Raw genomic sequence first — 14837 nt, 5'->3', positions numbered from 1 at the left:
TTAAGGGAAGTAGGTAGTTTAGATGAATCTAGATTTTTCAGCCATTGCAGACTCCATCCCTTATATATTAAAAGGGATTGGCGTGACGCTTGAGATAGCCGCGTTCGCATGTGTTTTTGGCTTTATTTTGGGTGTATTATTATCACTCATTAAGTTAAGCGGAATAAAACCGTTACAATGGCTTGCAGATTTTTATACATCTGTATTCCGCGGTACACCGCTTGTTTTGCAATTAATCATTATTTATATGGGAATTCCGCAAATGTTCCCAAGCATTGACATAAGCCCTATGCCAGCAGCAATATTAGCTTTCTCACTTAATTCAGCTGCTTATATTTCAGAAATTATTCGTGGCGGTATTATGGCCGTAGATAAAGGGCAGAGTGAAGCTGCCCAAGCGCTTGGCGTATCCTATACGAGCATGATGAAAGACATTATCTTGCCACAAGCATTAAAAAATATTATTCCTGCTTTAATGAACGAGTTCATCTCGCTAACAAAAGAATCCGCTATCGTTACAGTAATTGGAGCACTCGATATTATGAGACGCGCTTATATTGTGGGTGGAGCTACATTCCACTATATCGAGCCATTGCTAGTAGCAGGTTTAATCTATTATATTATTGTACTGATACTATCATATGCAGGAAAATTGGTTGAGAAAAGGATGAGAATAGGTGATTAAAGTACAAGACTTGCACAAAACATTTGGCAATAATGAAGTGCTAAAAGGAATCTCAACAACTGTTCAAGATGGAGAAATAATTGCGATCATCGGCCCATCCGGCTCTGGTAAATCAACATTTTTACGCTGTATCAACATGCTAGAAACACCAACCAGCGGTGATATCCAAATTAACGATCAGTTGATCACTGAGAAAAAAACAGACTTATTGAAAATCCGTGAAAAAGTAGGCATGGTATTCCAGCATTTTCACCTGTTTCCACATAAGACGGTAATGGAGAATTTGACGTATGCTCCCATGAAAGTATTGAAAATCTCAAAGGAGAATGCTGAAAAAAGGGGAGAAGAGCTGTTAAAGCAAGTAGGTCTTTTGGAGAAAAAAGATGAATACCCAAATCGGTTATCTGGCGGTCAAAAGCAGCGTGTAGCCATAGCAAGAGCATTGGCGATGGAACCTGATCTTATGTTATTTGATGAACCTACATCAGCGCTAGATCCAGAGATGGTCAAAGAAGTGCTAGATGTAATGAAATCGTTGACTAAAACAGGGATGACCATGTTGATCGTCACGCATGAAATGGGATTTGCTCGTGAAGTGGCAGACAGGATATTCTTCTTGGACGGTGGCCAACTCATTGAAGATGCTGCACCAACAGACTTCTTTAACAATCCTTCCACACAGCGTGCAAAGGATTTCTTAGAAAAAGTATTGTAGTAGAAAAGAAAACAGGCAATTCTTAAGTCCGAAGAACTTAAGAATTGCCTGTTTAATTATTTATTTAATTTTTCCATGAGTTTCTCTTTTTCTTTGAGATACTCTTCTTCTGTCAAATCCTCTTTTTGTAAGAGTTCTGCTAATCGCTGTATTTCCTTTAGTAGTTCTTCAGGTGAATAAGTTTTTTTATCTGGATGTTGTAATGACATGAGACAACCTCGTTTCCTCGTTAAATCTTTCTCTTCTTATTCTACAAAGAATATAAAAAGATTTCAAAAGATTTTCTGCCTTTCAACCAAATTTTAAAAAAATTATGCCTTTTGATCATCCTTCATTTTCCAGAGTGTAAACAAATTAATCAATATAAATAAAGCAAATGGGAGAATAACGCCAAGCATCATATAAATCTGATTTTGATCATTTTGCAGATACTCTCTTGTTTGAGGAATTCTAAATAATAGACCAAAGATTCCTAAGGTTAAGATAAAAGCAAGGGCGCCATAGAATTCTCGTTTTTTTTTGGTAGAGATATACAAGACAGCAGTCAAAACGACACCAATGATCAGAATCCAATCTATTGGAGGACCAACTTTCACGATACCTTGCTTAGGTGCATAAAACTGAATGAGGAAAAAGACGCCGAATGATAGCATAGATATCAACCATAATATGAAAAATTGTATAAACTTCGGTAATTTTGCCTTCATATAAATACTCACATGTATTAATTTAAACACACCATAGATCAAAGCAATTGAAAACACCCCGTTCATTGAAAGAACAAAGATGTTTATTTGTAAAAGGGGAGCTGTAAAACTTCCTATGAATACAAACAAAGAACTAATTAAGAATAGCCAGCCACTCATTTTAAAGATGGATTTCCAAGAGGGTCTATCATACTGTTTTGTTATTTGGTCTACCAATTCTTTAGGATGTTTTCCAAAAAAGCTTTCTGCAGATTCACCATGTTTCTGTGCTTCTAATATATCTTGTAATATCATCATTAATTGCTTTTCTGTTTCCAATTCATTATAGAAAAGACCAAGAGTACGCATATATATTAAAATATCTTCATAGTACGCCTTATTTTCTTTGGACAACAGTTCTCTAAGATGATTATTTTGTTCAACCAATTGTTCGGCTGAAGAATTTGCCACTTTATTCACTCTCCTCATTTTCTACTATTCGGTTAACCTTTATTATTAATGAATTCCATTGTTCTTCAAAATTCATTAATTGCTCTTCACCATAAGCTGTGATAAAAAAGTATTTCCTATTAGGCCCATCTGGTGAAGTTAACTCCTTGCTCTTAATAAGCCCTTGTTTTTCTAATTTCTGTAGCAAAGGATAGATGGTCCCGCCGACAATTGTAGTAAATCCATAATCCCTCATAATTTGTACCAGCTCATAGCCATAAACTTGTTGTCGCTTAATGATGGCTAAGACACAGCCCTCCAGTACGCCCTTTAACAATTGGGTTTCTTTCATTTGCTCGCCTCACTACTTTGTATAACATAATAGTACTGTATCATATGTTAACTACTTTGTAAAACATACTAGTGGAGAAATTATTTTATTTTCTGAAAAAACAAGGTTTTTAATTGGGAGTTATTGTATTAATATATAGACTGAACGAGTTTCCAAGGGGGACTTTAAGTTGACGATACAAAGTTTTAGGGAAAAAATGAATGAGATAAATAATCTAACATATTTTGATTCAACAGATTATTTAAGAGAAAAACCTACTGACGGTTCTAAAGTAAAAGATTTGATTATTCAAGCTCAATGCTTATTGAAACAGGATTTGAAAGAGGAGGAATTATATATTTTAAATTGAGCATTAGGCAATTTATATAGAATTAATGGAAAGCAAAAGAAGGCCATTGCTTGTTTAAAGTACTGTCTTTTGTATGCTCAGAAAGAAAAAAGCACAACAAAAGAAATTATTACTTCCATTCGACTTGGCGAGGCGTATAAGTATGATAATGAACATGGAATAGCTATAGAGCATTTTAATTTTGCGATGAAATTAGGCAAAGAAAATAAAACCGATGAATATCTGGACTTTGTTTTGCAGCACAAAGGGAAATGTCTCTTAGAGTTAAAGAGATTAGATGAAGCAGAAACCTGTTTTATAGAAGCTATGAAGTTAAGGGTCAAGAAGGGTAGACCAGCTTTAATTCAATCGACTCAAGATGCACTGAATTTATTAAAGAGAATTAGAAAAGAATTATAGCATGCTATAGATTAATACTTTATTTTACAGTTATATAATTTTTCTTCAAATTTCTGTTGATTTTTATTTCTGTCTTAGTGTACTATTTAATTAGGACACTAAGACAGAGTGACAGAAGGATGTGTATTACATGTTAGCTTTTCAAGGGCTATTGAAAAAGGACTTTCATATTTCGAAAAATTGGTTCTTTTTATGGATTGGATTTCTTGCGTTGTTTTTGATTTTACCATTCGCCTTAGAAGTTTATTTTCACCAGCCATTATCTTTTCTACCGATAGCCGTCATCATGCTACTTGGTTTTCATGTATTTTTCTTGCCGGGGATGCTACTATCTATGCTTCGTTTAGAAGGGAAAACCCAATTATGGCTTTATAACCCTCAAAACAGCAAATTATTGATTCTGTCAAAGATAGTTATTTCCATTGCATATCAGCTGATCGCTCAATTATTTATAACTTGTGTTGGGTTAGTGATCTATCTGTTCTTCAAAGATTTATTTATTTTGGATAAAGCAGATTTATTTATCGAATTGACCACACTAAACGCCGGTTTAGTATTGATAAGCTTATATTTTTCTCTCTGGTGTTTTTTTTATTGGACGGTTTATCACTCATTAGGTAAATATCCGAAAATGAAAAATTGGCGCTGGCTCTTCGTGTTTGTTTTGTTCATACTGCTGAGCCTAATTTCTTCTTTTTTAGAAAGTATCGATGTTTTACAAGACATATTAACTAAATGGAAGATCCCCGTTATAATGGGTGCGAGTTTTAAATACAGTCATGCGGGTTATACGCTTGGATTAAATACAATGAATTTACCGGTTTTAACTCTTGTTTTGTATGTGGCTATTTCTGTTGGATTATTTGTAATATCCTGCCTGCTTCTCGACCGGAAAGTTGAGGTGTAGAAGATGACAAAAGAATTTCAAGCATCAAAGCCCATCTATATCCAAATAGCCGATCATTTGTCATCCCAAATCGTAAGAGGAGAGATCAGACCAGGCGAGAAACTTCCGTCTGTACGAGAAATGGCGATCGTATCAGGTGTTAACCCTAACACAGTCCAAAGAACGTATAGTGAGATGGAAAGGATGGGAATTGTGGAAACGAAGCGTGGCCAAGGAACATTTGTCACACAAAATGAAGAGATTGTGGATTCATTAAAAACTCAGTTACAACGAGAAATTATTGATCGTTTTGTCCAAAGCATGAGAGGACTTGGGCTCTCGGAAGAAGATATAACGGAAGGATTAAAGCAATATTTAAGGGGGGAGCAGGATGGCCGTTAAACTAAGCAATGTTTCGAAAAAGTATGGAAAAGAATTTTCTTTAAAGAATGTTTCTCTTACATTCGAAACAGGCAAAATTTATGGGCTACTGGGACCTAATGGCAGTGGGAAGTCCACTACTCTAAAAATGATTGCTGGTCTTGTTTATCCAAATAGCGGCAAAGTGGAAGTTGGAAATGAAGAAGTATCAAGAAAAATTTCTAAAAATGTGGCTTATTTAACTGAACTTGATATGTTTTATCCAGGCTTTACAGTAGCGAATATGGTAGATTATTATGCAACCCAATTTACTGATTTTGATTCTGTAAAAGCCGAAGAATTATTGAAAGAAATGAAGCTGGAACGAGAAAAAAAGATAAAACAATTATCAAAGGGAACTAGGGGCCGGTTAAAACTTGTTTTGGCGCTCTCAAGAAATGCACCTGTACTTCTTTTAGATGAGCCATTTTCAGGTCTTGATCCAATGGTTCGCGATTCCATCGTGAAGAGCTTATTGTCCTACATTAATTTTGATTTACAAACAATGATTATTGCGACACATGAAATCGATGAAATCGAACCTCTACTTGATGAAGCGATTGTCATTTTCCACGGGAACATAATTGGTCAGAAAAATGTAGAGGAGTTAAGAGAAGAAGAAGGACTATCGGTATTAGATTGGTTTAAGGATACTGCAAAGAATATGGAGGCGAAGATGAATGGCTAGTCCGGTTGTACAATTGAACCATGTAACGAAAGTAATCAAAGGGAAGAAAATTATTGATGATTTGAGCTTCACTATTGAAGAGGGAGAAGTATTTGGCTTTCTTGGACCTAATGGAGCGGGAAAAACAACAACTATTCGTATGATGGTAGGATTGATGGGAATTACATCAGGCGAAATCTTAATTTGCGGCAAAAATGTAGAAAAAGAATTCGAAGCGGCTCTGATGAATATTGGAGGAATCGTAGAGAATCCAGAGATGTACAAATTTTTAACTGGTTATCAGAATCTTATGCAATATGCTCGTATGATAAAAGGTATATCAAAGCAAAAGATCGACGAAGTAGTCGAATTTGTCGGTTTAAAAGAACGCATTCACGATAAAGTTAAAACGTATTCACTTGGAATGAGACAACGATTAGGCCTGGCCCAAAGTTTGCTTCATGACCCAAAAGTAATGATTTTAGACGAACCTACAAATGGTCTTGACCCAGCGGGAATAAGAGAAATTCGAGATCATTTGAAAAAGCTGACGAAAGAAAAAGGAATGTCGGTAATTGTTTCGAGCCATCTATTATCTGAAATGGAAATGATGTGTGATCGTATAGCAATTATCCAAAATGGGAAGCTCGTAGACATACAAAAAGTTCACGATTATGTAAATGACACAAAACAAAAATACTTCTTCGAGGTCAATTTGGAGAATGTTGGTATACTAGATAACATTCCATATGAAAAAGTGGACAAAGGATATGAAATTGAGCTTGAAAAAGAAGAAGTACCAAAAATGATTCAAAAATTCACTGAAGCAGGCATTTCAATTTACGAAGTAAAACCAATAGCAAAAACGCTAGAAGATCGCTTTATGGAAGTTACGACAGGGGGGGAGAAGCATGCTTAATCTTATAAAAAATGAATGGATTAAAATATTTAAACGACCTGGAACTTACGTAATGATTGGGCTACTAGTCCTTGCGGTGTTAGGGACTGGCATTCTGACAAAGGTGTATGGAGATTCAGGCCAGAGTACAAATCCGCAATGGAAGCAGGAATTACAACAGGAAACAAAAGAGTATAAGAAGGAAATGAAAGGTCTTCCAAAATCAGCAAATACCTATAAGCAAAGCTTAGAAAGAGATATAGCTATTAATCAATATCGTTTAGATCATAATTTACCTCCTGAGCAAGCTGAAACAGGTTGGTCATTTATTTATGACAGTGCGTCATTCATTTCATTTGCTGGATTGTTTACGATTATTGTCGCAGCCGGAATTGTGGCAAGCGAGTTTGGATGGGGAACAATCAAGCTGTTGCTTATTCGTCCTATTAAACGAACGAAAATTCTGTTATCCAAATATTTAACTGTTATTATATTTGATGTATTTTTATTAGCTATCTTATTTATTAGCGCTGCCATTTTAGGATTTGCATTATTCGGTACAGGTGATGGGAATAATGCACATCTTGCATATGCCAATGGAACAGTTGTAGAGCAGAATATGCTTCTATATTTAATCAAAAGATATTTGTTGGCTTCAATCGATGTTATCATGATTACTACTATGGCATTTATGATTTCAGCTGTATTTAGAAATAGTTCATTAGCTACAGGTTTATCGATTTTCCTTTTATTTATGGGTAGTACTGTCACAGCGATTATTGCCGCTCAGTATAATTGGGCTAAATACATCTTATTTGCTAATACAGATCTATCTCAATACTTCGATGGAATCCCAATGGTTGATGGTATGACACTAGGATTCTCTATTACAATGTTATTAATTTACTTTATTGTCTTTATGCTTCTTGCATTTGGTGTATTTACAAAACGAGATGTAGCTGCGTAAGACTAAGAGAAATAATAGTTTAGAACAATTATTTAATGGTGTCTGACTCATTTTTTATAAAAATGGGCAGGCACCATTTTAGTTTTAAAAAATCCTTACAATTTTTTACTTAATTTCAATTAACCTTATCTAGTTTATTTATATAAGAGCAATTTTATAAACCTTGCTAGTCTATATAAAAATGAAAAAAATGACAGTAACAGAATATTTTAATTTCTTTTAAAAAACGATTGTCAAATTGCTATTTGTAAAATACAGTAATAATAATGAAGTACAGGACTAATTTCCAAAGAAAATTTATAAGAGAACGTAACTTGTAACATTGAACGAAGTACAAGAGAAAAGTGGAGGTGAAGAATTGAACTTGATCGCCTGGTTGATCGTTGCTTGTGAAATCGCATTTTGGGTGGTTATATTAGTCGGACTGACTTTAAGGTATGTATTTAAGCGAAAAAAGTTAAGCCTATTGTTTTTTACGTCTGTCCCTTTAATCGATTTAATATTGCTGGTTGTAGCAGGATTGGATATTTACTTTGGTGCTAAGCCTACAGCTGCACATGCTATCGCCGCTGTTTATATTGGCAGTTCTATCGCATTTGGTAAAAGCATGATTGCTTGGCTTGATGAGAAATTTCGGTATTATATTATGAAAGATGGCTCTAAACCTGTTAAAAGATATGGGATGGAATTTGCTCGTCATGGTATGAAATCATTTGGACAACATGTTTTTGCTTATATAATAGGTGCATTATTATTATTTGGTATGATTTTAATAACAAATAATCACGTACAAAATGCGCCTTTTTATGAAATCCTACAATTATGGACTTTGATAATAGGTATTGACTTTGTAATATCGATTTCATATTTTATTTGGCCAAAGAGATCTTTATAAATGAATTAACAATATTTCCTGGTGAACTAATAGATGAACAAGACAAAAGTTGATAAAAAGCCTGTAAATTCTTTTACTAAGATTTTATAGGCTTTTTTATTTTTGTTTATATGGAATTTATGATTATGATTTTGATTGTTTACCCTGGTCAATCGCGGTTTGTGCCAGCTTCGTAATAGTCATGTCATCCATTGGTGGATTATGAAGACCAGCCCGGACATCTCGATAATAGCGTTGTAAAGGATTTGAATTCTGAAGACTTTTTGCGCCTGCAATTCGCATAGCAATATCTACAATTTCAATTGCTGCGTTAGTAACAGTGTGTTTCGCCACAGCCAGTTCATTTGTTAAATATGGACGCCTTTCTAAATCATCGTATGCCTCGGCAGCCCCATATAAAGTAAAGCGTGCTTGATCCAGCTTTAATTCAATATTTCCTATATGCTGCTGTACGTTAGGAAGAGTAGCAATCGGCGCATTCAAGCTATTAGGTTGATGATGATTGGCAAAGTTTATTACATAGTCACGTGCAGCCTGGGCAATCCCAAGATATGTGGCAGGGATTTGCAAAATCCAGCCATTGATATGCGTGCCTCCAAAGGGACTTTGCGGATATTCAACAAGTGCTGAAGCTTCCACCTGGACATTTTCAAGCACTAAATCATGGCTGCCCGTACCTCGCATGGACATTACATCCCAAGTTTCTTCGATTGATAACCCGGGAACATCCTTATTGATGAGGAAAAAGCCGATTATTTGTTGTTCCTCAATCCAAGCGCTTACTAGGAAATAGTCTAAAATTGGTGAAGCAGTTGTGAAAATTTTACGGCCGTTTATAGTCCAACCATTCTTTGCACGTACAGCATGTGTAGCAGGACGGCCGCCCCGCGTTGGGCTACCGGTATGAGCTTCACTTACGGCCCGATTAATAAAGATATTTTTCTGTACTTCTTTTGAAAATGATTCTAATAGTGCTGGATCCCATAGCTTATGTTCATAAAGCTCGCCGATAATGCCTAGTGTCCAGCCAATTGCTAACGAAGTATTTGCGTCATAGCTTGCTAACGTTTCTTGAAGAAGAATCATGTCATACACAGAAAAACCTTCTCCGCCATATTCTTTAGGTAAAGTAATTTTGGGATAACCCGCTTTTCTGAGAGTTTCAAAGTTTCTTATTGGAAAAAGAGCATTTTTATCAATTTCTAAAGAATCTGCGGAAAGCTCGGCTCGTAATGTTTTAATTTTGTGCAGCCAATTACGCTGTAGATCAGTTCTTATAAATATCTCTTTCATATATACACCCCACAATTAAAATAAATAAGACTTAGAGGTTTACTAGGATTATAGTTAAAATAAAATCCACTCAATTTAAAACAGGGTGGACTACTATAGATGCTTAATATTCTAAATTTATATTATCAGATAATAAAGTCTATACGCAATTAAATTTGTATCTAAATTGTCTTGTTTTATTTAAGAGGGGTAAAGGGGGGAGTAAACTTAAGGATTTTATAAGATTCTTCATCATATACTAAACTTTAAATAACAAGGATGTGAGAAGAAATAATGAACATAGGGCATATCATTTCTAATTTAGATAAAAACTTAGATAATTTAACAGATATATATGGTGTACAAATTTACATTTTTTTATTTCTCGTTGTTTATTTAAAAACCGCGTTTATCGTCTTAACATTTTTGCCGGGGGACTCTATAGTATTTGCAAGCGCTGCACTAGCTGCAGTAGGGGAATTGAATCTATGGATTTTATTAGCTCTCTTTATATTTGTAACAATAAGTGGAGATAGTCAGAACTATTATATAGGTACTTTAATAAGAAAATGGCAGCAAAAAAAACCGAGGCTGAATTTCTTAAAGGAGAACCAAGTTCAATCAGCAGAAGCATTTATCCAACGTTATAGAAATATTTCTATAATCTTTTCTCGGTTTATTCCGTTTATGCGAACAACCATTCCTTGTGTAAGTGCGTATACAAATTATCCCTTTTATACTTTTTTAAAATTCAATAGTATAGGCGCAGTTCTATGGACGTTCTTTTGGGTTACTTTAGGCTATGTTTTGGGCAATCTTAAGTGGGTTGAAAACCATTTAGCGGTGTCTCTAGCTATTATTTCAATGATACCTATATTAGTTCCTGTAGTTTTTATAATAGTAAAAAAGGGAGGAACGTTTAGAAGAAAGGGAAACATGCAATGAAAATGAAAGAATACGTTTCTTTACGATGTTGACCACCTATATTTTACTGAAATCACATACAAAACTTGATAAGTACTTATTCATCCATAAAAATAGCCGAACTGTTCACGGTGCTGATAAAGTGCCTTGGGTCAGTTCGGTTTTTGTTTCTTTAAACTGAATTTCAATTAATTCTCCAGTTGAATTATTAATTTTAAGATCAACATACACTCCAAATTCTTTATTACTATCTTTTATCCAAAATCTAAACTTTTCTATAGAGTAATCTGTGATGGAAACTTTTCCAATGTGAAAATAATCAATAATTTTAGCTTGAGGATATTGTTCTTTTGTTTTTTGAATAGCAACTTGTCCCCATTTGTAATAAGTAGAGATCGTATGTTTATTATTCGTATTTTGATCTAAATCATTATGTGAAATATCACCAATAAACGTTGAAAAAAGAGCGAATTGGATTAATAAAATTGTTTTCATATCATTGCTCCCTTTGAAATTAGTCTTTGAAATTTCGGATGATTATTTATATAGTCTCATGAAGGATATAGACTCTTTCATAACGAACCTATATAAAAGAAGTAATTACAAATAATGCTAAATTTGGAGGGGTGAAAAGTCATTAAGAACTTCAATAAATACTCGTTTACGATTATAGTTCTCCTTATTATCGTAGTAATATCTGTCATTTATACTCATAAAAATGCTGAAAAATCATGGTTAATAACCCATAGTCATAAAATTAACTCGTTGACATCCAATGATTATTCAGACTTGAAATTTTTGTCGCCAATTTTAAAGGACAAAAAGTATGTATTTCTCGGTGAAAGTTCACATGGCATCTCTGAATATAGCCAGTCCAAAGTAAGATTAATAAAATACTTGCACGAAGAATTAGGATTTGATGTTGTGTTATTCGAAGGAAATATTGGTGAGGGAGCTGCTGTTTCTGCAGAAAGTTCAATCAATCCGTATATGAATTCAAATGAAATATTATCTGAATTTCTTTCTCCGTGGAATAATCAAGAAACAAAACCCTTAATTGATTATTTAATACAACAAAGAAACAAAAATGACCTGTCTTTTGGAGGTTATGATATGAGGGTTTCAGGTTATTTTATTCAATTTCTAAGTAATTGGATTAAAATCTACAATGATAATCTTGCGCAGCAATATAAAAAACTAGAATTTAACTGGCGTGAAACATACGATAATACAATGGAAGAGGGAAAGAGCCTCTCAAGGGAAACATTAAGTAATTATAAGAAGTCCTATCAAGAGATTATAGCATTTATACACGGTCATTCGGAAGAATTAAAGCATGAATATCCGGATGAGAAAAATCTTGAAAAAGTAATAGTGAAAACTTTAGAAAACCGCTATGTGATGTTGGAAAAATATTATAAGGCTAAAAAAACAGAGGAAACCACAATAGAGGAAACCGGTAGTATTATTAGAGATAAATTGATGGAAGAAAACTTGCTATGGTTATCAACTCAGGTTTACCCTGACAAAAAAATAATAGTGTGGGGACACAACAATCATGTTCGAGATCGTCAAGTAGAAATTGTTAGAAAAGATAAAGGCGAGAATACCTTTCATAAATGGAAAATACAATCAATGTATGAGAATCTTCCGAGCGATTATAAAAAGAAAAGCTATATAATCGGTTTTTATATGCATGATGGAACAATCAAAGAAAGAGAAGCTCCAATTTCTAATCAAGTTAATTTTGGAAAAAAGTATAGCGCTAATAGTCTTGAATTTATCCTTAATGAGATACCCTACGATTACTCATTCATCGATTTAAAATATCAGAAAAAAGAGAAACATAATGAGTGGATGTTCAAACCAATCACCGCATTAAGTCATGGATATTTTGAAGAGCGTATGATCATCAGAAATCATTACGACGGTATTTTTTTCATTAAACATGTGGGCCCTCCTCATTATTATAAATAGGGAATACCTTTTTTTAGTGAAGGATTTATATTAAAATATAAATAATTTAAGAAAATTTAATAATTATATATTGACAAAAAATTTTTAAAGTATAAAATTAAAAACAATTCAAAAACATTTGTATAAAATAAAGGCTATGAAAAGAAATAGTATCAATTCATTTTTACGAACAGAAAGTTACCGGTTGTTGAGAGGTGCATGTAAAACGATTGAGAATTCATCTTGGAGCTGTGTACCGAAAAGATTTTTCTTAGTAGGCTATACCGGTAAGCATCCGTAATCATGTGCAAGAGTATCGTCAGTAAATGACTGGCCGTACTTTCTAAGGTAAGCAATGTGAGTTGCTTACAAATTAAAGGTGGTAACACGAGTTGAATCGTCCTTTTGGTTAATCCAAAAGGGCGTTTTTTTTTATCCTTTTTGCACAAAATATTTTGAAAATTTCACAGGATGAGGAGTAAGGAAGTATGAAAGAAAATCATCAAGATTCACAGTTAAAACGTGGTTTAAGTAACCGTCACATGCAATTAATTGCTCTGGGTGGGTCGATTGGCGTCGGCTTATTTTATGGTTCAAGTTCAACGATTCAATTAGCAGGTCCTGCTGTATTGCTAGCGTATTTAATTGGCGGATTAGTCATCTTCACAATCATGCGTGCATTGGGCGAAATGGCTGTTGCTGAACCTGTCTCTGGCTCATTCAGCAAGTATGCCGATAAATATGTAGGGAAATTCGCGGGCTTCTTAACAGGATGGACATATTGGTTCATGTGGATTGTCGTTGGGATGGCAGAATTAACAGTGGTAGGCGTATATATTAACTACTGGTTCCCAGATATACCACAATGGGTGACTGCACTTGTCGTTCTTGTCGTCATGACACTTGTTAACTTAGCGAATGTAAAAATGTACGGTGAATTCGAATTCTGGTTCGCGATGATCAAAGTTGTGGCAATTGTTGCAATGATTATTGTAGGTTTATGTATTATTATTTTCGGTGTCGGTAATAATGGCGAGCCAATGGGCTTAAGTAATCTTTGGGAACATGGCGGTTTCATGCCAAATGGTCTTGAAGGATTGTTAATGTGTTTCGTCTTAGTAATGTTCTCATTTGGGGGCGTAGAACTAGTTGGTATCACAGCTGGAGAAGCGAAAAATCCCAGTAAATCAGTGCCAAAGGCAATTAACAATATCGTTTGGCGTATTTTAATTTTCTACATTGGCGCTTTAGGTGTTATGATGGCGATTTATCCTTGGGATGAAGTTGGTTCAAGTGGCAGCCCATTCGTTCAAATATTCGATGCAATCGGTATTCCCGCAGCAGCACATATTATTAACTTCGTTGTCATTACAGCAGCGGTATCAGCATTCAACAGTGGACTATATGGTTCAGGCCGCATGTTATACAACTTAGCATTACAAAATCAGGGATCAAAAGTGTTCAAGCGAGTAAGCAAAAATGGTACACCTGTCCGTGGTATTTTATTCTCGTCTGCGATGTTGTTAATAGCCGTTGTCTTAAACTATGTCGTACCAGAGCAAGTATTCACATACATCTCAGCGGTGGCAACAGTTGCCGTTGTGACGAGCTGGACAATTATTTTATGTACACAAATTAAATTCCGTAAAGCAAAATCAAAAGAAGAAGTTGCAGCGCTGAAATTCAAAATGCCTTGGCATCCAATTTCTTCATATATTGCCCTAGCATTCTTATTAATGGTCGTTGTCTTAATGGCGTTCATTCCTGGTATGCGGGTTGCATTGTTTGTTGCACCGATTTGGTTCTTGATTCTTTACATTGGATACAAATTAATAAAGATTAAACAATAGTTAGTTCATTCTATTGAATGGTTTGAAAATGAATTTCAAGTAAACGTCTTTACTACCTATGTTGAGACATTCTTAATGATAAATTTAAAATGATTAAACAAAATTTCATCTTTAAAAATGAAATAATAGAAGTTACCGTCAAATCTCTTATCAAAGCTGACGCAGACATGTTAATTTTTTCTGATAGGAAAAATATGATGACCAGCCCCATAATCTTTAAAAAGCCCTCTATAATTATCAAGCATGAAAGCCATTAAGCTGAGATTACTATAAATTATTTACTAAAAGAAAGAATCATATCTTTTTAATGAAGCTGCCTATTTAATCGGCAGCTTCATTTCGTTAATCGTACTAATACTAACGGATTTAGTTGACGCAGTTGGCTAGCGAAATGTCGCCCTCCACTAGTTACAAGGCGACATTAAATAGGTATTATAATATCTATCCTGATAACTAGGTAGAACGC

18 protein-coding genes and 1 other annotated feature are annotated in these 14837 nt (G+C 34.5%); of the genes, 13 read left to right on the top strand and 5 right to left on the bottom strand.

The genetic code is table 11. The features are described 5' to 3' along the window. The first annotated feature begins 22 nt into the window (after nt 1–22). Nucleotides 23–685: an amino acid ABC transporter permease gene (locus RST01_RS00955; RefSeq protein ID WP_066787081.1), complete on the top strand. Its 663-nt coding sequence runs from the start codon at nt 23–25 to the stop codon at nt 683–685. Beyond that, nucleotides 678–1400: an amino acid ABC transporter ATP-binding protein gene (locus RST01_RS00950; RefSeq protein ID WP_147193483.1), complete on the top strand. Its 723-nt coding sequence runs from the start codon at nt 678–680 to the stop codon at nt 1398–1400. Before RST01_RS00955 ends, RST01_RS00950 begins: the two co-directional genes overlap by 8 nt. Nucleotides 1401–1456: 56 nt before the next feature. On the opposite strand, the gene RST01_RS15905 is transcribed toward RST01_RS00950, so the two are convergent. The 3 genes from RST01_RS15905 to RST01_RS00940 form a co-directional block, all read right to left on the bottom strand. Next, the gene (locus RST01_RS15905; protein ID WP_184117487.1) at nt 1457–1609 is read right to left on the bottom strand and encodes a hypothetical protein; all 153 of its coding nucleotides are present in this window, start codon (nt 1607–1609) and stop codon (nt 1457–1459) included. Between the two features lie 102 nt (nt 1610–1711). Beyond that, a complete protein-coding gene (locus RST01_RS00945; RefSeq protein ID WP_147193482.1) occupies nt 1712–2557 on the bottom strand; it encodes a DUF1129 domain-containing protein in 846 nt (281 codons plus the stop codon). A 1-nt stretch (nt 2558) separates the two neighbouring features. Then, entirely contained in the window at nt 2559–2888 is a 330-nt protein-coding gene (locus RST01_RS00940) for a PadR family transcriptional regulator (protein ID WP_147193481.1), read from the bottom strand. A 169-nt stretch (nt 2889–3057) separates the two neighbouring features. On the opposite strand from RST01_RS00940, the gene RST01_RS00935 reads away from it, so the two are divergent. The 8 genes from RST01_RS00935 to RST01_RS00900 all read left to right on the top strand — a co-directional run bounded on the left by RST01_RS00935 (nt 3058) and on the right by RST01_RS00900 (nt 8369). Next, the gene (locus tag RST01_RS00935) at nt 3058–3237 is read left to right on the top strand and encodes a hypothetical protein (protein WP_147193480.1); all 180 of its coding nucleotides are present in this window, start codon (nt 3058–3060) and stop codon (nt 3235–3237) included. Between the two features lie 69 nt (nt 3238–3306). Beyond that, nucleotides 3307–3636, top strand: coding sequence for a hypothetical protein (locus tag RST01_RS00930; RefSeq protein WP_147193479.1), 330 nt, complete (start codon nt 3307–3309; stop codon nt 3634–3636). A gap of 130 nt (nt 3637–3766) precedes the next feature. After that, nucleotides 3767–4543, top strand: a complete 777-nt coding sequence (locus tag RST01_RS00925; RefSeq protein WP_147193478.1) for a hypothetical protein — start codon at nt 3767–3769, stop codon at nt 4541–4543. 3 nt (nt 4544–4546) lie between these two features. Next, entirely contained in the window at nt 4547–4924 is a 378-nt protein-coding gene (locus RST01_RS00920) for a GntR family transcriptional regulator (protein WP_147193477.1), read from the top strand. Next, a complete protein-coding gene (locus RST01_RS00915; RefSeq protein WP_147193476.1) occupies nt 4914–5630 on the top strand; it encodes an ABC transporter ATP-binding protein in 717 nt (238 codons plus the stop codon). Before RST01_RS00920 ends, RST01_RS00915 begins: the two co-directional genes overlap by 11 nt. Next, nucleotides 5623–6528 (top strand): ABC transporter ATP-binding protein, encoded by a 906-nt coding sequence (locus tag RST01_RS00910; protein ID WP_147193475.1) that lies wholly within the window; start codon nt 5623–5625, stop codon nt 6526–6528. The genes RST01_RS00915 and RST01_RS00910 overlap by 8 nt, the downstream gene beginning before the upstream one ends. Next, nucleotides 6521–7474 carry an ABC transporter permease gene (locus tag RST01_RS00905; protein ID WP_147193474.1) on the top strand — a complete coding sequence of 318 codons (954 nt, stop codon included), beginning with the start codon at nt 6521–6523 and terminating at the stop codon, nt 7472–7474. Before RST01_RS00910 ends, RST01_RS00905 begins: the two co-directional genes overlap by 8 nt. A 358-nt stretch (nt 7475–7832) precedes the next feature. After that, nucleotides 7833–8369: a hypothetical protein gene (locus tag RST01_RS00900; protein ID WP_147193473.1), complete on the top strand. Its 537-nt coding sequence runs from the start codon at nt 7833–7835 to the stop codon at nt 8367–8369. 123 nt (nt 8370–8492) lie between these two features. Here RST01_RS00900 and RST01_RS00895 read toward each other — a convergent pair whose 3' ends face one another. Further along, on the bottom strand, nt 8493–9662 hold the full coding sequence (locus tag RST01_RS00895) for an acyl-CoA dehydrogenase family protein (RefSeq protein WP_147193472.1): 1170 nt from the start codon (nt 9660–9662) through the stop codon (nt 8493–8495). Nucleotides 9663–9935: 273 nt separating this feature from the next. On the opposite strand from RST01_RS00895, the gene RST01_RS00890 reads away from it, so the two are divergent. Beyond that, nucleotides 9936–10586 (top strand): DedA family protein, encoded by a 651-nt coding sequence (locus tag RST01_RS00890; protein WP_147193471.1) that lies wholly within the window; start codon nt 9936–9938, stop codon nt 10584–10586. Nucleotides 10587–10691: 105 nt separating this feature from the next. On the opposite strand, the gene RST01_RS00885 is transcribed toward RST01_RS00890, so the two are convergent. Beyond that, on the bottom strand, nt 10692–11060 hold the full coding sequence (locus RST01_RS00885) for a DUF3889 domain-containing protein (protein WP_147193470.1): 369 nt from the start codon (nt 11058–11060) through the stop codon (nt 10692–10694). A gap of 294 nt (nt 11061–11354) precedes the next feature. On the opposite strand from RST01_RS00885, the gene RST01_RS00880 reads away from it, so the two are divergent. Further along, on the top strand, nt 11355–12542 hold the full coding sequence (locus RST01_RS00880) for an erythromycin esterase family protein (RefSeq protein WP_184117484.1): 1188 nt from the start codon (nt 11355–11357) through the stop codon (nt 12540–12542). A 127-nt stretch (nt 12543–12669) separates the two neighbouring features. Beyond that, nucleotides 12670–12929 (top strand) — a binding site (T-box leader). Nucleotides 12930–13009: 80 nt separating this feature from the next. Next, a complete protein-coding gene (locus tag RST01_RS00875; RefSeq protein WP_147193468.1) occupies nt 13010–14371 on the top strand; it encodes an amino acid permease in 1362 nt (453 codons plus the stop codon). Nucleotides 14372–14837: the final 466 nt, after the last annotated feature.

It is taken from the genome of Rummeliibacillus stabekisii (genome assembly GCF_007988965.1).
GTDB lineage: Bacteria > Bacillota > Bacilli > Bacillales_A > Planococcaceae > Rummeliibacillus > Rummeliibacillus stabekisii.
This window is presented reverse-complemented; position numbering and strand designations above follow the sequence as displayed.